At 69.3% G+C, this 18209-nt stretch carries 17 protein-coding genes and 3 pseudogenes; 16 read left to right on the forward strand and 4 right to left on the reverse strand.

Going from position 1 to position 18209, the window contains the following annotated elements:
- Positions 1-7 precede the first annotated feature (7 nt).
- From ABTZ94_RS04560 to ABTZ94_RS04595, 8 genes and pseudogenes are all read left to right on the forward strand, one after another.
- The gene (locus tag ABTZ94_RS04560; protein WP_351197419.1) at positions 8-2101 is read left to right on the forward strand and encodes an acetyl-CoA carboxylase biotin carboxylase subunit; all 2094 of its coding nucleotides are present in this window, start codon (positions 8-10) and stop codon (positions 2099-2101) included.
- The gene (locus ABTZ94_RS04565) at positions 2098-3036 is read left to right on the forward strand and encodes a hydroxymethylglutaryl-CoA lyase (RefSeq protein WP_351197421.1); all 939 of its coding nucleotides are present in this window, start codon (positions 2098-2100) and stop codon (positions 3034-3036) included. The genes ABTZ94_RS04560 and ABTZ94_RS04565 overlap by 4 nt, the downstream gene beginning before the upstream one ends.
- 29 nt (positions 3037-3065) lie before the next feature.
- Positions 3066-4232, forward strand: coding sequence for an acyl-CoA dehydrogenase family protein (locus ABTZ94_RS04570; RefSeq protein WP_351197423.1), 1167 nt, complete (start codon positions 3066-3068; stop codon positions 4230-4232).
- Between the two features lie 210 nt (positions 4233-4442).
- A complete protein-coding gene (locus ABTZ94_RS37750; RefSeq protein ID WP_502967177.1) occupies positions 4443-4619 on the forward strand; it encodes an NUDIX hydrolase in 177 nt (58 codons plus the stop codon).
- 42 nt (positions 4620-4661) lie between these two features.
- Positions 4662-5066 (forward strand): amidase domain-containing protein, encoded by a 405-nt coding sequence (locus ABTZ94_RS04580; RefSeq protein WP_351197425.1) that lies wholly within the window; start codon positions 4662-4664, stop codon positions 5064-5066.
- 38 nt (positions 5067-5104) lie between these two features.
- Positions 5105-5563: a hypothetical protein gene (locus ABTZ94_RS04585; protein WP_351197427.1), complete on the forward strand. Its 459-nt coding sequence runs from the start codon at positions 5105-5107 to the stop codon at positions 5561-5563.
- Between the two features lie 24 nt (positions 5564-5587).
- Positions 5588-5776 (forward strand): annotated as a pseudogene (locus ABTZ94_RS04590) (GNAT family N-acetyltransferase); the annotation flags it as partial.
- 1 nt (position 5777) lies between these two features.
- Positions 5778-5936, forward strand: a pseudogene (locus tag ABTZ94_RS04595) (YdcF family protein); the annotation flags it as partial.
- A 10-nt stretch (positions 5937-5946) separates the two neighbouring features.
- Here ABTZ94_RS04595 and ABTZ94_RS04600 read toward each other — a convergent pair.
- On the reverse strand, positions 5947-6096 hold the full coding sequence (locus tag ABTZ94_RS04600; protein ID WP_351197429.1) for a hypothetical protein: 150 nt from the start codon (positions 6094-6096) through the stop codon (positions 5947-5949).
- Between the two features lie 732 nt (positions 6097-6828).
- Positions 6829-7650 (reverse strand): SDR family NAD(P)-dependent oxidoreductase, encoded by an 822-nt coding sequence (locus tag ABTZ94_RS04605; protein WP_351197431.1) that lies wholly within the window; start codon positions 7648-7650, stop codon positions 6829-6831.
- Positions 7651-7766: 116 nt separating this feature from the next.
- On the opposite strand from ABTZ94_RS04605, the gene ABTZ94_RS04610 reads away from it, so the two are divergent.
- On the forward strand, positions 7767-8366 hold the full coding sequence (locus tag ABTZ94_RS04610) for a TetR/AcrR family transcriptional regulator (RefSeq protein ID WP_351197433.1): 600 nt from the start codon (positions 7767-7769) through the stop codon (positions 8364-8366).
- A gap of 137 nt (positions 8367-8503) precedes the next feature.
- Here the strand turns inward: ABTZ94_RS04610 and ABTZ94_RS04615 are convergent.
- Positions 8504-8866: pseudogene (locus ABTZ94_RS04615) on the reverse strand (Tn3 family transposase); the annotation flags it as partial.
- Here ABTZ94_RS04615 and ABTZ94_RS04620 point away from each other — a divergent pair.
- The 6 genes from ABTZ94_RS04620 to ABTZ94_RS04645 all read left to right on the forward strand — a co-directional run bounded on the left by ABTZ94_RS04620 (position 8844) and on the right by ABTZ94_RS04645 (position 15354).
- Positions 8844-9125, forward strand: coding sequence for a hypothetical protein (locus ABTZ94_RS04620; protein WP_351197435.1), 282 nt, complete (start codon positions 8844-8846; stop codon positions 9123-9125). The pseudogene ABTZ94_RS04615 and the gene ABTZ94_RS04620 overlap by 23 nt on opposite strands.
- Positions 9126-9233: 108 nt before the next feature.
- Positions 9234-10088 (forward strand): siderophore-interacting protein, encoded by an 855-nt coding sequence (locus ABTZ94_RS04625; RefSeq protein WP_351197437.1) that lies wholly within the window; start codon positions 9234-9236, stop codon positions 10086-10088.
- 218 nt (positions 10089-10306) lie between these two features.
- Complete coding sequence (locus tag ABTZ94_RS04630) at positions 10307-11755, forward strand: pyridoxal phosphate-dependent decarboxylase family protein (RefSeq protein WP_351197439.1); 1449 nt, start codon at positions 10307-10309, stop codon at positions 11753-11755.
- The gene (locus ABTZ94_RS04635; protein ID WP_351197441.1) at positions 11739-13034 is read left to right on the forward strand and encodes a lysine N(6)-hydroxylase/L-ornithine N(5)-oxygenase family protein; all 1296 of its coding nucleotides are present in this window, start codon (positions 11739-11741) and stop codon (positions 13032-13034) included. The genes ABTZ94_RS04630 and ABTZ94_RS04635 overlap by 17 nt, the downstream gene beginning before the upstream one ends.
- On the forward strand, positions 13031-13576 hold the full coding sequence (locus ABTZ94_RS04640; RefSeq protein ID WP_351197443.1) for a GNAT family N-acetyltransferase: 546 nt from the start codon (positions 13031-13033) through the stop codon (positions 13574-13576). Before ABTZ94_RS04635 ends, ABTZ94_RS04640 begins: the two co-directional genes overlap by 4 nt.
- Positions 13576-15354 (forward strand): IucA/IucC family protein, encoded by a 1779-nt coding sequence (locus ABTZ94_RS04645; protein WP_502967178.1) that lies wholly within the window; start codon positions 13576-13578, stop codon positions 15352-15354. Before ABTZ94_RS04640 ends, ABTZ94_RS04645 begins: the two co-directional genes overlap by 1 nt.
- Before the next feature lie 86 nt (positions 15355-15440).
- On the opposite strand, the gene ABTZ94_RS04650 is transcribed toward ABTZ94_RS04645, so the two are convergent.
- Positions 15441-17075 carry a beta-N-acetylhexosaminidase gene (locus ABTZ94_RS04650; protein WP_351197445.1) on the reverse strand — a complete coding sequence of 545 codons (1635 nt, stop codon included), beginning with the start codon at positions 17073-17075 and terminating at the stop codon, positions 15441-15443.
- Positions 17076-17210: 135 nt separating this feature from the next.
- Between ABTZ94_RS04650 and ABTZ94_RS04655 the strand changes: the two genes are divergently transcribed.
- A complete protein-coding gene (locus ABTZ94_RS04655) occupies positions 17211-18098 on the forward strand; it encodes a DUF4429 domain-containing protein (protein ID WP_351197447.1) in 888 nt (295 codons plus the stop codon).
- The last annotated feature ends 111 nt before the right edge of the window (positions 18099-18209 follow it).

Here is an 18209-nt window from a genome sequence, read left to right on the forward strand (position 1 = left end):
GGAACAGATGACGATGTTCGACACCGTTCTTGTCGCCAACCGCGGCGAGATCGCGGTCCGGGTCATCCGGACCCTGCGCGAGCTGGGTGTGCGGTCCGTCGCCGTCTTCAGCGACGCCGACGCCGACGCCCGGCATGTACGGGAGGCCGACACGGCGGTACGGATCGGGCCCGCGCCCGCCTCGATGAGCTATCTGAGCGTGCCCGCACTGCTGGACGCGGCCCGCCGCACCGGCGCGCAGGCCGTCCACCCCGGGTACGGCTTCCTCGCCGAGAACGCGGGCTTCGCGCGGGCGTGCGCGGAGGCGGGGCTGGTCTTCATCGGCCCGTCCGCCGACGCCATCTCCCTGATGGGCGACAAGATCCGGGCCAAGGAGACGGTCGCGGCGGCCGGGGTTCCGGTGGTGCCCGGTTCCTCGGGGAGCGGGCTCACCGATACCCAACTGGGCGACGCGGCCCGCGAGATCGGCACGCCGGTGCTGCTGAAGCCCTCGGCGGGCGGCGGCGGCAAGGGCATGCGGCTGGTGCGCGACGAGGCGCTGCTCGCGGACGAGATCGCGGCCGCCCGGCGCGAGGCGCGGGCCTCGTTCGGCGACGACACGCTGCTCGTGGAGCGGTGGATCGACCGGCCCCGGCACATCGAGATCCAGGTCCTGGCGGACACCCACGGCAACGTGGTCCACCTCGGTGAGCGCGAGTGCTCGCTCCAGCGCCGCCACCAGAAGATCATCGAGGAGGCGCCGTCCGTCCTGCTCGACGAGGAGACCCGGGCGGCGATGGGCGAGGCGGCCGTCCAGGCGGCCCGTAGTTGCGGATATGTGGGCGCGGGCACGGTGGAGTTCATCGTCCCGGGCAACGACCCCGCCTCGTACTACTTCATGGAGATGAACACCCGCCTCCAGGTCGAGCACCCGGTCACCGAGCTGATCACCGGCCTGGACCTGGTGGAGTGGCAGCTCAAGGTCGCGGCGGGCGAGCAACTCCCGTACGAACAGCAGGACATAAAGCTCACCGGCCATGCGATCGAGGCCCGGATCTGCGCCGAGGACCCGTCCCGCGGCTTCCTGCCGTCCGGTGGCACGGTCCTCGCACTGCACGAGCCACAGGGCAACGGCGTACGGACGGACTCCGGGCTCGGCGCGGGCGGCGAGGTCGGCAGCCTGTACGACCCGATGCTGTCGAAGGTCATCGCGTACGGCCCCGACCGCGCCGCCGCCCTGCGCCGGCTTCGTGCGGCGCTCGCGGACACGGTGATCCTCGGCGTCCCGACGAACGCCGGATTCCTGCGCCGGCTGCTCGCCCACCCGGCGGTGGTGGCGGGCGACCTGGACACCGGTCTGGTGGAGCGCGAGGTGGCCGGGCTGGTACCGGAGGGGGTGCCGGAGGAGGTGTACGCGGCGGCGGCGCTGCTGTGGCAGCCCTCCTCGGTGAGCACCTCCCCCGTGGACGGCTCCGGCTGGGTGGACCCCTTCTCCGTGGCGAGCGGCTGGCGGCTGGGCGGCACCCCGGCCCGTACCGTGCGCGACTTCCGGCTGCCGGGTCACGACCCGGTGCAGGTCTCGCTGCGCTCCTGCCCGGCGGGCACCGAGCTGACGTTCGGCCATGTCGGGGAGGGCGCACAGCCGCCGGAGCCCGCGACGGGCACCTGCGGCCCGCTGGCCCCGCTGCCCGGCGGCAAGGAGACGGCGAACACGGTCGAGCTGACGGCGCAACACATCGTCATCGAACTCGCCGGTATCACCCACACGTTCACCCATGCCGCGTCCCCGGACGGGACCTGGCTCGGCCGCGACGGCGACACCTGGCACGTACAGGATCACGACCCGGTGGAGGCGTCACTGGCTGGCGCCGCCCGTTCGGGGGCGGACACGCTCGCCGCGCCCATGCCGGGGACCGTCACCGTCGTGAAGGTGGCGGTCGGGGACGAGGTCGTGGCCGGTCAGAGCCTGCTCGTCGTCGAGGCGATGAAGATGGAACACGTGATCTCCGCCCCGCACTCGGGGACCGTGACCGAACTGGATGTCACCGCCGGTGCCACGGTCGCCATGGACCAGATCCTGGCCGTGGTGGCACCCGCCGAAGCTCCCGGGGAGGACGCATGACACCCCGCACCCTGCCCATGACCGTGCCCGCCCAGGATCTGCCCCCACGGGTGCGTATCCATGAGGTCGGCGCACGCGACGGGCTGCAGAACGAGAAGGCCGTCGTACCGACCGAGGTGAAGGCGGAGTTCATCCACCGCCTGGCCGGAGCGGGCCTGACCACCATCGAGGCGACCAGCTTCGTGCACCCGAAGTGGGTGCCCCAACTGGCGGACGCGGAGGACCTGTTCCCCCGCCTCGGAGACATCGAGGGCGTCGCCCTGCCCGTACTCGTACCGAACGAACGCGGCCTGGACCGGGCCCTGGCGCTCGGCGCCCGCCGTATCGCCGTGTTCGGCTCGGCGACCGAGACGTTCGCCGCACGCAATCTCAACCGCACCGTCAACGAGTCGCTCGCCATGTTCGAGCCGGTCGTCGCCCGGGCCAAGGCCGACAAGGTGCATGTCCGCGGCTATCTGTCGATGTGCTTCGGCGACCCGTGGGAGGGGCCCGTCCCCGTCCACCAGGTCGTCCGGGTCGCCAAGGCTCTGATGGACCTCGGCTGCGACGAACTCTCCCTCGGCGACACCATCGGCGTCGCCACGCCCGGCCATGTGCAGGACCTGCTCTCCGAGCTCAACGAGGAGGGCGTGCACACCAACACCATCGGTGTGCACTTCCACGACACGTACGGACAGGCCCTCTCCAACACCCTCGCCGCACTCCAGCACGGTGTGACCACCGTGGACGCCTCCGCGGGCGGCCTCGGCGGCTGCCCGTACGCGAAGAGCGCGACCGGAAATCTCGCCACCGAAGACCTCGTGTGGATGCTCGACGGCCTCGGCATCGAAACCGGGGTCGACCTCGACGCGCTCACCGCCACCAGCGTGTGGCTCGCCGAACAGCTGGGCCGACCCAGCCCGTCCCGTACCGTCCGCGCGCTCTCGGTGCGATAAACACAGTCCCACAAGGAGTGACACCTGCCATGTCCCTGGACCACCGGCTGACCGCCGAGCACGAGGAACTGCGCCGCACCGTCGAGGAGTTCGCGCACGATGTGATCGCGCCGAAGATCGGCGACTTCTACGAGCGCCATGAGTTCCCGTACGAGATCGTGCGGGAGATGGGACGGATGGGCCTGTTCGGGCTGCCGTTCCCGGAGGAGTACGGCGGCATGGGCGGCGACTATCTCGCCCTCGGGATCGCCCTGGAGGAGCTGGCCCGGGTCGATTCGTCCGTGGCGATCACCCTGGAGGCCGGGGTCTCGCTCGGCGCGATGCCGGTCTACCGCTTCGGCACAAAGGAGCAGAAGCGGCAGTGGCTGCCGAAGCTCTGCTCGGGCGAGGCGCTCGGCGCGTTCGGCCTGACCGAGCCGGACGCCGGCTCGGACGCCGGCGGCACCCGCACGACGGCGGTGCGCGACGAGGCCACGGGCGAGTGGGTGATCAACGGTTCCAAGTGCTTCATCACCAACTCCGGTACGGACATCACGGGACTGGTCACGGTCACGGCGGTGACCGGCCGCAAGGAGAACGGCGCCCCGCTGATCTCCTCGATCATCGTGCCGTCCGGCACCCCCGGTTTCACGGTCGCCGCCCCGTACTCCAAGGTCGGCTGGAACGCCTCGGACACCCGCGAGCTGTCCTTCACCGATGTCCGCGTCCCGCTGGAGAACCTGCTGGGCGAGGAGGGCCGCGGCTACGCCCAGTTCCTGCGCATCCTCGACGAGGGCCGGATCGCCATCGCCGCCCTGTCCACGGGCCTGGCGCAGGGCTGCGTGGACGAGTCGGTGAAGTACGCCAAGGAGCGCCAGGCCTTCGGTAAGCCGATCGGCGCCAACCAGGCCATCCAGTTCAAGATCGCGGACATGGAGATGCGCGCGCACATGGCCCGCATCGGCTGGCGCGACGCGGCGTCGCGTCTGGTGGCGGGCGAACCGTTCAAGAAGGAGGCGGCGATCGCGAAGCTGTACTCGTCGACGGTCGCGGTGGACAACGCCCGCGAGGCGACCCAGATCCACGGCGGCTACGGTTTCATGAACGAGTACCCGGTGGCCAGGATGTGGCGCGACTCCAAGATCCTGGAGATCGGCGAGGGCACGAGCGAGGTGCAGCGGATGCTGATCGCACGGGAGTTGGGGCTGCCGGCCTGACCTACGGGCGGTGCACGGGGCGGGTCCGGTTTCCGGGCCCGCCCCGTCCGGCTCTCCGTGCAGGTCATCCGGCCAAGCCCTTGTGCCGCTGCCGGTGCGACGCGCCGCGCCGCGCGGGCTTCACGAGCGGCTGGTGGCGAGCGACACAGAAGCGGGCCATTGAGTTCGGCGCTCCCGGAGCGTGTACCGACACCCCTTCACTCGGCCTCCGTGGCCGACATCGCCGTCCGCGAGGACGGCCGGGTCCTGGTAATCCGCCGGGCGGACAAGGAAGCGTGGAAAGCGCCGGGCGGTGTGCTGGATCTCGACCTCGACACCGTGTCCCTCCGCCGGTTCCGCCCCGAGGCACCTCTACTTGATCAGGAATCAGACATTCCCCGCCCATAACCTGCCATGGAGGAACGCTCCGCATGAATTCGATCTCCTGACATGCAGGCTGACCCCGACCAGTCAGCTCAGCAGGCGATGCTCGCCGGCGGTTGGGGTCCCAAGGGCGGCGCGATCATCCAACGGACCAGCAACAAGTACTGGTTCTACGGGCCCACCACGTCCACCACCAGCTACACGTGGGCGGGCGCCGAGAACTGGTACTGGTTCGCGACGAAGCACTCCCGCAGGACCCGGAGCCTTGACAACGTGTGGAAACTGGCCGCGTCGGATGTCCTCCAGGCGGACTGGGACCGTAACGGCAACATCGATCACTCGATGATCGTCACAAAGAAGCAGAGTGGGACGCCCCTCCTCACCTACCACTCCGGGGACACGCACAACAAGAGTCTGCGCAAGCTGTTGTCTGACCATCCCCGCGCGTGGTGGTACGCGCACCGCACGTGACAGGGTGCTGCTCCCCTCACACGAGAAGAAGGAGTGTTGTGGAACGTCGACGCCTCTTGGCCGTGGTGGTCGCCCTGGCTGCCGCCTCCGGCTGCTCGAACAGCGATGACGACAAGCCCGGCCCCTCCGGGGTGCCGCCCGCCGACGGGGCGCGCCAGGCCGTCGTGGCCTACGTCGACGCCTTGAACGCGCGAAGCATCCCCGCGTTGATGAAGGTCGGGGACGTCAAGGACGAGAAGTGGTCCAGGCACGAGGCCGCGGAAATCCTTGCGGAGAAGGGCGGCCGGGAGTGGAAGATCAAAGATGTGCAGATCGACCACGACATGGGACCGGACACCGGCTCGGCGCGGCTTGTCGCCGAGGACAAGTCCGGCAAGCCCATGCGGGACACCTTCACTGTGACGCGCCAACAGGGCACTTGGTATCTCGTGGTCTTCACACACCAGCCGACCGGGAGCGGCAAGGAGACTGCTTCGACGGACGAGCCCAACTCCTGAGCGAAGGAGCGGCAGAGTCCGTACATGAAGCCGCAGCACTGGCCGCCGTACGGGCTCCGCCTCCGCACGCCCTGTCTGGAACTGCGTCTTCCTGACCTGGAGTTGCTGGACGATCTCGCGTCGGTCGCTGCCCACGGGGTGCACCCGCCGGCCGAGATGCCGTTCACGGTTCCCTGGACCGACGCTTCACCCGCCGAGTGCGGCAAGGCCGTGTGTGCTCGTCGGTGCGCTGCAACGCCTGATGCTCTATCCGGCCCGGGGGTTCGTGATCGCCGACCCCATTGCCGACGACGTGGCGGCGGCGTACGAGCGGCTGTGTCACGCGGGCTTCACCAGCCGGCTCGTGGCGGGCGACGCGGTATCCGACGGTTGAGCCCAGCTGATCAGTAGCCATGGCCGGGCCAGTGCGGGTCCTCCCAACGGTCGGGGCCGGTGAGGCCGAGGAGCCGTAGCCGGTGGAGCAGTTCGTCGGATGCGTCGTGGGCGGTGAGCCGGGTCTGGGCGTGGCCGACCAGCCAGGCCGTCAGCTCCACGCGCTTCTCCTCCTCGTTCTCCCATGCGTGCCAGGGGAGTTCGTCGCCGAGCAGGTCTCGCTCCCAGTGGGCGGCGGCTTCGGCGAGGTGCTGGTCGGCCGGGGCGCCGGTCAGCGACTCCCAGTGGGCGAGCCACGGGCCGAGCGTGCCGGACGCCTCGACGTTCAGTGCGAGGAGTTCGTGGGCGGGGACGGCGGGGGCCGGGTCGGGGCGGGCTGCGTCATGGGCGTTCGCCTTCGGGACTCCGGGGGCTCGCGCCGGCCGAAGATTGCCACCTTACCGGGTCTGCCGGGGCCGGTAAGAGGTGGACCGCCTCCCGGTCGGCGGCGGCCGGGAGGCTGGAGCCACCGGACGCCCCCGGCGGAGCGGGCATTCGCAGCGGGGCACAATTCACCTCCCGTCTGTCACGGCCCGAGGCGCCATCCGGGTCAGCACAGGGGCGCGCTGACCGCCCCGGCGCCGGGCCGGGGCGGTCGTTGAACTCTGTGACGTCCCGCCGGTGGGCGTGGACCGGGCGGCGAGGCCCTGGTGACGCCCGGTCAGGCCAGCAGGACGCAGTTTCGTGGGCGTTCGAATCCTGCGCGGCCGAACAGCGCCTCCCGGACCGGCGGGGCCGCCTGCCCTGCGGTCGACTCCGGCGGATCCTGCCGGTACGGCGTGTTTCTCAGCCCACGCCCGTCCCCGCGACTGCGCAGCGGGACGGGGACGGGAATGTCGTGGCGCGGGACCCGGTCAGCCAGGGGCGGTACGGCTGAGGTGCTCCCAGGACCGGTACAGGTCCGCTTGGGCCTGGCCCATCTCCAAGACGTGATCAAAGGACTGGCTGCCGACTATCAGCCGCCGGGGCGGGTCCGGCAGTGCGGCCAGCTCCAGGATGACCGGGGCAGCGGTTTCCGGTTCCGGGGCGACGGCGTCGCCCCACATCGCCTCCATCTCGGTGCGCAGGGGCTGGTACTGCGCCAGGGGCTCGGTGGTCGTGGTGCCGGCGGTGAACAGGCCGGTGTTGTAGCCGCCCATCTGCACGATGGTGACCTTGACGCCGAACCCTTCGACCTCCATCGCCAGTGCCTCGCTGACCGAGTCCAGCGCGGCCTTGCCTGCGCCGTAGAAGCCGACGGTGGCCATGCCACCGCCGCTGCCCATCGAGGTGACCTGGAGGAGCCGCCCCCCGCCTTGGGCGCGCAAGTGAGGAAGGACCGCCTGAGCCACCCACACAGCGCCGAAGAAGTTCACATCCATATGCGCCCGGATCTGCTCCTCCGTGGCTTCCTCCACCATGCCGTAGAGCATTCCGCCGGCGTTGTTGACGACGACGTCCAGCCTGCCGAACGCAGCTGCCGCCCGCTCCACCCCGTCGAACACGCCCTGACGGTCGACGACATCCAGTGGAAGCGGGACCAGGCGGCCGGGGTACTTCTCGGTCAGTTCCTCCAGAGGCCCGACGTTGCGGGCGGCAGCCACTACCCGGTCGCCGCCAGCCAAGGCGGCCTCGGCGAAGGCCCTGCCCAGGCCGCGGGATGCACCGGTGACGAGCCAAACTCTTGCATTTTCCACGGCGCCTCACTCTCAGTAAATAAAACGGTTCGTCTCGATTCGTTTTGAGCCTAGGGCATCACTCTCCATTCATCAATACGGTTCGTCTCGTTTTGTTTCAGGGGTAGGCTGGACGCATGTCCAACGAGAAGGGGCCGGACCACTCCCGGCGCAAGGAACGGTCCCGGCAGGCAATCTTCGCGGCTACCCGCGCCCTGGTCGCAGAGGAGGCGTACGAGAAGGTCACCGTCGAAGCCATCGCCGCCCGTGCCGGCGTCGGCAAGCAGACGATCTATCGGCGGTGGCCGTCGAAGAGCGCGGTCGTCTTCGCCACCCTTCTGGCTCTGAGTGAGGATGCGGACGGGCAATCGGTCGCGCTGCCGGATACAGGCGACCTCAAGGCCGACCTCAAGCTCGTCATGCGAGCCACTGCGGAGGAGTTCGCCGACCCGTCCTTCGACCGGCTGATCCGCGCCCTCAACACCGAAATCGCCAACGATGCCGCGTTGGCGGCCGAGTACCGCGAGAAGCTGGCCCAGCCGCTGGAAGAGGCGAAGAAAGCACGCTTGCGCAGCGCCCAGGAGGCCGGCCAGCTCGACCCCGACGCCGACCTCGACCTGGCCCTCGAAATGCTCTACGCCCCCCTCTTCCAGCGGTGGCTGCACCGCAGCGGTCCGCTGACTCCCGCATACGCTGACTCACTTGTCGACGCGACCCTCAGAGCTTTCGGCCCCTGAATGGGAGTGGGTCCACGCTCGGAGAGCTCGACCCGGTCGGCTCCTGACTGCTGAGCGCCCGTCATCAAGCATTCCGGCGCGGAGACATAGGTGGCGACTTCGGGTCCGGACCGCTTTTGATCGTTACAGGCCTGCGGCTATCCGTCCTCGGCGTCGTCCGTCTCGTCATCCGTGTGCGGGTCGCGCAGTTGCCGCAGGCCCGGCGCGGTCGGCCGGGTGAAGGCGTAGCGGCCGAGAAAATTGATGTGGTCGTACTGGAGTGGCAAGAGGCGGGCGAGGAGTTCGTCGGTGACTGGGAAGCCGTCGGCGGCCAGCTGCTTGACGGCGGCGTCGAGGTAAAGGCTGTTGAACAGCACCACGGCGTTCAGGGCCAGGCCCAGGGCGCCGAGCTGGTCCTCCATGCTCTCGCGGTAATGCTGGCGTAGTTCGCCGCGCTGCCCGAAGAAGATCTTCCGGGCGAGGCGGTGGCGGGCCTCGGTGACGTTGAGCTGGGCGCCGATCCCGACCGGGTTCGCCAACCAGCAGCTCGCCCGGAACCTGGCCCGGACGACCGTGGAGAGCCGGGAGAACACGGTCAAGGCTGGCGGGTGTCACCCCTGCCCGGCCCGTCAGGCACCGGCCGCTTTCCTGCGCCGTCATACGGCAGAGCTCGCCACGCACCGCGGCTGCCAGGAGGACTACGTGGCGGCCCGGCTGGCCAACATCACGGCCGCCGCCCTGCGGGCCCGAGCCGTGGGCGGCGGAGTCCTGGTCTGGTGAGCAGCCCGGGACACCCTCAATCACCCAATGAGGTTAGGCTAACCTTCCTTCGATCGCAGCGGCGGCCGGCTCCCGGCTTCGCTTCCGGTTCCTGGGAGGAGCCCCCTCATGACAACGTCCGTCGCACCCCCCGTCACCCCCTTCCGGTTCTTCGACCTGACCGTCCTGCGGACCCGGCGGCTGGGGCCCTCCATGCTCCGGATCACCTTCGGCGGTCCGGGACTTGACGGCTTCGCCGCCGGGGGCCGCGACCAGAGCCTGTCGCTGTTCCTGCCGCACCCCGGCCAGCCAGAACCAGTCGTTCCGGTCGATGAGGGCGGCAATTGGTTCGCCGCCTGGCGCGCCCTTCCGGAGACCGTACGGGCCGTCATGCGCTCGTACACCGTGCGCGCTCAGCGCCGTACGCCCGGCGGGGCGACCGAGATCGACATCGACTTCGCACTGCACGGGGACGGCGGGCCTGCCTGCCGCTGGGCCGCCACCGCCTCCCCCGGCGATCCGCTCAAGGCGCTGGGCCCGGCCGTCGAGGACAACACGGCCATCCGCTTCCGCCCTCCCGAGGACACCGACTGGGTGCTGATCCGGGCCGACGAGACCGCACTGCCCGCCGCGTCCGCCGCCCTGGAGTGGTTGCCGGCCGGCATGAAGGCCCGGGTCTGGCTGGAGGTCCAGCACACCGAGGACCGCCAGGCCCTCAACACCGCCGCCAAGGCCCGGATCACCTGGCTCGTCCGGGACGAGGGGGCACCCGCCGCGCTGGAGGCCGTCCGCGCGGCCGAGTTGCCCGAGGGGACGCCGTACGTCTGGATCGCGGGCGAGTCGTCACAGGTACGCGCACTGCGCCGCCACCTCGTACAGGAACGCGGGTTCGACCGCAGGCGCGTGACGTTCGTCGGGTACTGGCGTCGCGGGCTGAGCGAGGAGCAGCTGCGCGAGGCGGCGACGGCCGGTGCGGACGAGTAGACCGCCGACCTCCCCCGGTCACGGACGAGCCGCTCACCGGCCGGCCGCCGGGCACGTGCGCGTGGGCCCGAAAGGACACCCGTACGCACGGATCGGACAGCCCACACTCCCGGAGAAGTTGAAGTTAGGTTAGGCTAACTTTACTTCGACATCGACCCTCGCCCTCTCCTTCTGTCTGAGGGCCGATGAAGTTTCCCCGCATCCGGGAGGACCCCTTCATGCGTTCGCACCTGCTCAACGACACGACCGCGGAGCACTACCGGCGCTCCGTGACCGCGGGAGTCGAACGGGTCGCAGCCAAACTCGCCGCCACAGACCGGCCGTTCACCGGAATCTCCGTCGACGAGCTCACTCCCGTCGTCGACGCGATCGATCTGGACCGGCCGCTGGGTGACGCGTCCGCCGCCCTCGATGAGCTCGACAGCGTCTATCTCCGTGACGCCGTCTACTTCCACCACCCCCGCTACCTGGGCCACCTCAACTGCCCGGTCGTCATCCCCGCAGTCCTCGGCGAAGCCGTTCTCTCGGCCGTCAACTCCTCCCTGGACACTTGGGACCAGAGTGCCGGCGGCACCCTGATCGAGCGTCGGCTGATCGACTGGACGACGGCCCGGACCGGGCTCGGACCGGCCGCCGACGGCATCTTCACCAGCGGCGGTACGCAGTCCAATCTGCAGGCCCTGCTGCTCGCCCGTGAAGAGGCCAGGACCCCGCCGCACCACTTCACCCGGCTGCGCGTATTCACCTCCGAATGCAGCCACTTCAGCGTGCAGAAGTCGGCGAAACTCCTCGGCCTCGGGCCGGACTCGGTCATCCCTGTACCCGTCGACCACGACAAGCGCATGCAGACCGTGGTACTGGCCCGCGCCCTGGAGCAGTGCGTCGCCGAAGGCGCCGTACCGATGGCCGTCGTCGCCACCGCGGGCACCACCGACTTCGGTTCCATCGACCCTCTGCCCGAAATCGCCGCGCTCTGCAGGCAGTTCTCCACCTGGTTGCATGTCGACGCCGCGTACGGCGGCGGGCTGCTGGCCTCCCGCGAGCGACGCCACCTCCTCGACGGCATCGAGCACGCCGACTCGGTCACCGTGGACTACCACAAGTCCTTCTTCCAGCCGGTGAGTTCGTCCGCCCTGCTGGTACGCGACCGGGCCGCGCTGCGCCATGCCACGTACCACGCCGAGTACCTCAACCCGCGGCGGATGACCGCCGAACGCATCCCCAACCAGGTGGACAAGTCGCTGCAGACGACCCGCAGATTCGACGCCCTGAAACTGTGGATGACGCTGCGCGTCATGGGTGCCGACGGCATCGGTGAGCTCTTCGACGAGGTCTGCGACCTGGCCGTCGAGGGCTGGCGGCTGCTCGCCGCCGACCCGCGGTTCGACGTCGTCGTCGAGCCCCAGCTGTCCACGCTGGTGTTCCGCTGCATCCCGTCCGGCATCACCGCGCCCACCGAGATCGACCGGGCCAATCTCCACGCCCGCAAGGCGCTCTTCGCCTCCGGCGAGGCCATCGTCGCCGGTACGAAGGTCGGCGGGCGCCAGTACCTCAAGTTCACCCTGCTCAACCCCGAAACGACCGCGCAGGACATCGCCGCGGTACTCGACCTGATCTCCGGCCACGCCGAGCAGTACCTGGGAGACTCCCTTGACCGCGCTTCCTGAACCCCCTGATTCCCGCAGCCCCCACGACTTCATCGGGATCGGGCTCGGCCCGTTCAATCTCGGGCTCGCCTGTCTGACCGAGCCGATCGACGAGCTGAACGGGGTGTTCCTGGAGTCCAAGCCGGACTTCGAATGGCACTCCGGGATGTTCCTCGAAGGGGCCCATCTCCAGACCCCGTTCATGTCGGACCTGGTCACGATGGCCGACCCGACCTCGCCGTACTCCTTCCTGAACTATCTGAAGGAACGCGGACGGCTGTACTCCTTCTACATCCGCGAGAACTTCTACCCGCTGCGGACCGAGTACAACGACTACTGCCGCTGGGCCGCCGCCAAGCTGAGCAGTATCCGCTTCGACACGACCGTCGAGTCGGTCACGTACGACGAGGGCACCGCGCTCTACACGGTCCGTACCGCCACCGGCGGCGTCTTCCGGGCGCCACGGCTCGTGCTCGGCACCGGCACTCCCCCATACGTCCCGGATGCCTGCCAGGGCCTGGGCGGCGACTTCCTGCACAACTCCCGCTACCTGGAAGGGAAGGCGGCCCTCCAGGCAAAGAAGTCCATCACCCTCGTCGGCAGTGGGCAGAGCGCGGCCGAGATCTACTACGACCTGCTCTCCGGAATCGATGCGCACGGCTACCGGCTCAACTGGGTGACGCGCTCGCCGCGGTTCTTCCCGCTGGAGTACACCAAGCTGACGCTGGAGATGACCTCCCCGGAGTACATCGACTACTTCCACGCCCTGCCCGAGGAGACCCGCTACCGGCTGGAGTCCGGGCAGAAGGGCCTCTTCAAGGGCATCGACGGCGAGCTGATCGACGCGATCTTCGACCTGCTTTACCAGAAGAACCTGTCCGGCCCCGTCCCGACCCGGCTCCTCACCAACTCATCGCTGAAAAGCGTGAGTTATGAGGCGAGCAGCAGTACGTACACGCTGGGGCTGCACCAGGACGAGCAGGGCAAGGACTACAGCCTCACCACCGAGGGCCTGATCCTCGCCACCGGCTACCGCTACCGCCCGCCCTCGTTCCTCAAGGACATCCAAGACCGGCTGCAATGGGACGGCCGAGGCCGCTTCGACGTGGCCCGCAACTACTCCATCGACACCACCGGGCGCGGCGTCTTCCTGCAGAACGCCGGCACGCACACGCACTCGATCACCTCGCCCGACCTGGGCATGGGTCCGTACCGCAACGCGTACATCATCGGCGAACTGCTCGGCCGTGAGTACTACCCGGTCGAGAAGTCCATCGCCTTCCAGGAGTTCGCCGTATGACCACCGACCTCGGCACCTTCACCACCCGCCCGCTGGACCCCCGCGCCGACGCCGCACTGGTGCACGGCTGGGTCACTCACCCCAAGGCCGCCTTCTGGCTGATGGGCGACGCGAAGCTCCAGGACGTGGAGCGGGAGTACCTGGCGATCGCCGCCCACCCGCACCACGATGCCTTCATCGGGCTGCACGACGGGGAGCCCGCCTTCCTGATGGAGCGGTACGACCCCGTCGAGGTCGAGCTCAAGGGGCTGTACGACGCCGAGCCCGGCGACATCGGGATGCACTTCCTGGTCGCCCCGGCCGACACCCCGCTGCACGGCTTCACGCTCGCCGTGATCACCACCGTGCTGGAGGCGCTGTTCGCGGACCCGTCCGTACGCCGGGTCGTCGTCGAACCCGATGTACGCAACAGCGCGGTGCACGCCCTCAACAAGGCGGTCGGCTTCGAGGTGCTGGGAGAAATAGCCAAGCCGGAGAAGAACGCCCTGCTCAGCGCCTGCACACGGGAACAGTTCGCCACAGCGACCGGGGGTAATGCCTGATGTCCGCCACCATCGACAGCGTTTCCCACCTCACCCCCGAGCGCTGGGCCGCCGCCAACCGGCTGCTGATCCGCAAGGCCCTCGCCGAGTTCAGCCACGAGCGGCTGCTGGCCCCCGCACCGCTCGGCGACGACCGCTACTCGCTGCGCAGCGACGACGCGGCGACCGAGTACCGCTTCACCGCACGGATCTTCGCCCTCGACCACTGGCAGGTCGAGGCCGACTCGATCACCCGCCACCGGCACGGATCGGAACTGCCGCTGGACGCAGGCGAGTTCTTCGTCGAGCTGCGCTCCACGCTCGGCCTCTCGGCGGAGATCCTCCCGGTCTACCTGGAGGAGATCTCCTCCACCCTGGCCGGCACCGCGTACAAACTGACCAAGCCGCCCATCACCTCCGCCGAGCTGGTCCGTGCCGGGTTCCAGGCGATCGAGACCGGTATGACCGAGGGGCACCCCTGCTTCGTCGCCAACAACGGGCGGCTCGGCTTCGGTGTGGACGAGTACTGGGCCTACGCCCCCGAGGCGGCAGCCGGGATCCGTCTGGTCTGGCTCGCCGCCCGTCGCGACCGCGCCACCTTCACAGCAGGCACCGGGCTCGACTACGAGACGCTGATCGGGGGCGAGCTCGGCAAGGAGACCCTGACCCGGTTCGCGGCCACGATGTCCGGCCTCGGGCTCGACCTCGACGACTACCTGCTGATCCCCGTCCACCCCTGGCAGTGGTGGAACAAGCTGGCCGTCACCTTCGCCGGGGAGCTCGCACAGCAGCATCTGGTCTGCCTGGGCGAAGGCGACGACGCGTACCTGGCACAGCAGTCCATCCGTACCTTCTTCAACACCAGCAACCCGGACCGGCATTACGTCAAAACGGCGCTGTCCGTCCTCAACATGGGCTTCATGCGCGGGCTCTCCGCCGCGTACATGGAGGCCACTCCCGCGGTCAACGACTGGCTGGCCGAGCTGATCGAGCGTGATGAGCTGCTGCGCGAGGCCCGCTTCTCGATCATCCGGGAGCGAGCGGCCATCGGCTACCACCACCGCACGTACGAGGCGGCCACCGCCAAGGGCTCCCCGTACCTGAAAATGCTCGCCGCGCTGTGGCGGGAGAGCCCCGTCCCCCACCTGGCCCCCGGCGAGCGGGTCGCGACCATGGCCTCGCTGCTGCACACCGACCACGAGGGCAACTCCGTCGCCGGTGCGCTGATCGCCGAGTCGGGGCTGGACCCCGCGGCGTGGCTGCGCCACTACCTGGACGCGTACCTGGTGCCGGTGCTGCACAGCTTCTACGCGTACGAGCTGGTGTTCATGCCACACGGCGAGAACGTCATCCTGGTCGTCGAGGACGGGGTCGTACGGCGCACGGTCTTCAAGGACATCGCCGAGGAGATCGCCGTCATGGACCCGGACGCGGTGCTGCCGCCACAGGTCGAGCGGATCCGCGCCGAGGTTCCCGAGGACATGAAACTGCTCTCGGTCCTCACCGACGTCTTCGACTGCTTCCTGCGCTTCCTGGGCGCGGGGCTGGCGAGCGAGGGCGTACTGGACGAGGAGACGTTCTGGCGGACGGTCGCCGGGTGCGTCACCGGGTACCAGGAGTCGGTGCCGCATCTCGCCGACAAGTTCAAGCAGTACGACATGTTCGCGCAGGAGTTCGCCCTGTCCTGCCTGAACCGGCTGCAGCTGCGGAACAACAAGCAGATGGTCGATCTGACCGATCCTTCGGGGGCACTGCAGCTGATCGGCACGTTGAAGAACCCGATCGCCGCACAGGCATGAAACCGGGCCCGTGCGGCGACCGAGGGCATCTGTCGAGCCCGTCCGGCGACCGGGAACACAACGGTCGCCGGACGGCCCCGGTCACCTCACTGCTCGGCCCAGGGAACCTGCGGCGCCCGGTAATAGTTGACGCCGAGCGCCGAGAGCCTCGGCCCCTGCGCGCCCAGCCGTACCTTGTACGCGTCCCAGTCGTGCGTGGACGCGGGCGACCATCCCAGCTCCGCCACCCCGGGCAGCCGGGGGAACGCCATCTGCTCGATCTCGTCGCTGTTGGTCAGGGTCTCCGACCAGAGCGGCGCCTCGACGCCGAGGACCGAGCTCTCCGGGGCGCCGGCCAGGTACGTCGCCGGGTTCCAGTCGTAGGAGCGCTGGACGGAGACGTAACCGGCCCAGGCCAGGCCCAGCTTGGTGTCCTTGTCGTACTTCATGTCGAGGTAGCTGCGGTCGGCCGGGGACAGCACCAGCTTCGTGCCGTTCACGGCGGCGTCCGCCACCTGCTTGCGCTCGGCCGCGCCCGTCTGGTCGTAACCCCAGTACTGGGCGACCGCGCCCTTCACCGGCGTGCCCCCGGTCAGCTGGTGCCAGCCGATCACGGTCTTGCCGTACTTGCCGACGATGGCCTGTGCCTTGTCCATGAAGGCCACATAGTCCTCGTGGCTGGTGGAGTGCGCCTCGTCGCCGCCGATGTGGAGGTACTTGCCGGGGGTGAGCGCGGCCAGCTCACGGACCACGTCGTCCACGAAGTCGTACGTGACGGCCTTCGGGACACAGAGCGAGCTGAAGCCGACGTTGGTGCCGGTGTAGAGCGGCGGCGCGACGCCGTCGCAGTTCAGCTCCGCGTACGAGGCGAGTGCCGCGTTGGTGTGGCCGGGCAGATCGATCTCCGGCACGACCTCCAGATAGCGGGAGGAGGCGTACCGGACGATCTCCTTGTAGTCGCTCTTCGTGTAGTAGCCGCCGGCTCCCCCGCCGACCTCCGTCTGCCCGCCGTACGTGGCGAGCCGCGGCCAGGAGTCGATGGCGATCCGCCAGCCCTGGTCGTCGGAGAGATGCAGATGGAGCTTGTTCATCTTGTACAGGGCGAGCTGGTCGATGTAGCGCTTGACCTCGGCGACGGAGAAGAAGTGCCGGGAGACGTCCAGCATCGCGCTCCGGTACGCATAGCGGGGCGCGTCCTGCACCGTGCCGCCCGCGACCTTCCACGGGCCGTTCTGACGGCTGCTCTTCTCCACGTCGGCCGGGAGCAGCTGACGGAGCGTCTGGACGCCGTGGAAGAGCCCTGCCGGTTCGCGTGCGGTGATGGTGACGGAGCCGGGGTTCGACTTCAGGGTGTAGCCCTCGGCGCCCGACCCGCTGTCGTGGGAGTCGAGCCGGAGCCGGATGCCGTCACCGCCGCGACCGGTGACCGGCAGGGCGTACCCGGTGGACGGGCGCAGCACGCCCGCCAGGTAGTCGCCGATCTTCCGGGCCTCGTGGGAGTCGTCCTCGACGCGAATCCTGGTGTCCGCGGTGATGGTGTACGGAGAACCGCCGGGCTTCGCCTGGGCTGGGGCGGGCACTGTCTGCCCCAGCGGACGGGGCGAGGCGGCGGTGGCCGGGCCGCTGCTCGCCGCCTGCCCTTCCGGCGCGGCGCCGACACTGGAGATACCGGCCGCTGTGACGAGCAGCAGCGAGCCGAGCAGATGGGGTAGGGCGGTGCGCTGTGTCCTGTGCAGTCTCACAAGCCGGGTCCCTTTCGACGGGGTTCACACCTGTGGATCTCCTGAGCAACGAACCATCACCATGCGTATCGCCTGCCCCACGCATGGTCAAGGTGTAGACCACCTTCCGGGTTATGCGACTGAGAGAATCTGCCCATGGCAGAAATAATCCAGCGCGACGGAACGTGGGCCTTCGACGGCGGGACGGTGCGGATCGTGCCCGGCCGGGGGAAGGGCATTCATCCGCTCCGGCAGGAGCTGGGCGAGTGCGTCGTCCCGCTCCGGGCCCTGGCGGGCATCGCCTTCGAACCGGACCGCAAGGGCGGCCGGCTGCGCCTGCGGCTGCGCGACGGAGCCTGCCCGGTCCTGCGCGCTGCGGACGGCAGGCTCAAGGACTCCGCGGATCCGTACCAGCTGACGGTGGAAAAGGACCAGAGCGGAGTGGCGGAGTACTTCGTCGACGAGGTGCGCAGCGCCTTGCTGATCGAGCAGGTGCCTTCCGGGCCGGTGGACGGGTTCCTGTTGCCGGGGCCCGCGGTGCCGGTCGCCGGGGGCGGCGGGGACGGCACGGCCTCGTTCGACGGGGAGATCATCCGCCTCGCCTGGAACTGGAAGGCCAAGGAGGTCAAGAGCTCGGGCGGTCCGGTCGCCTTCCCGGTGTCGGAGGTGACCGGGGTGCACTGGCTGCCCGCCATCGGTCTGGAGAACGGGCATCTGCGCTTCGTACGGGGCAAGGACCCGGCCCCGGCTCCGGCGGCCGAGTTCGACCCGTACTCGCTGGATCTGTGGGGGCTGTCCAAGAAGGAGTACACGGCGGTACTGGTCGCGGCGGCGGTACTGGTGCGGCTGCCGGACCCGGCCGAGGCGGGGACGGACGCCGAGGCCGCCGTCGACGGCTCCCGGGCCAAGATCGCACCACCGCCCGCCGACGATCACGACGTGCTGCTGCGTCGGCTGCGGGAGCTGGGTGAGCTGCGCCAGGCGGGGATTCTCACCGACGACGAGTTCACGGCCGCCAAACAGGCCGTCCTGAAGCGTCTCTAGTGACCGGAAAGGTTTGCCGGAAAGCTCGCGGCGTCCGGTGCGGTGCATCGCAAGGCGGAGCATCACCCGCGTACTGGATGTACTCGGGTGATGCGACAACGCGGCGAGGCG

Origin of the sequence: Streptomyces sp. NPDC002785 (assembly GCF_040295565.1) — a bacterium.
Lineage (GTDB): Bacteria > Actinomycetota > Actinomycetes > Streptomycetales > Streptomycetaceae > Streptomyces.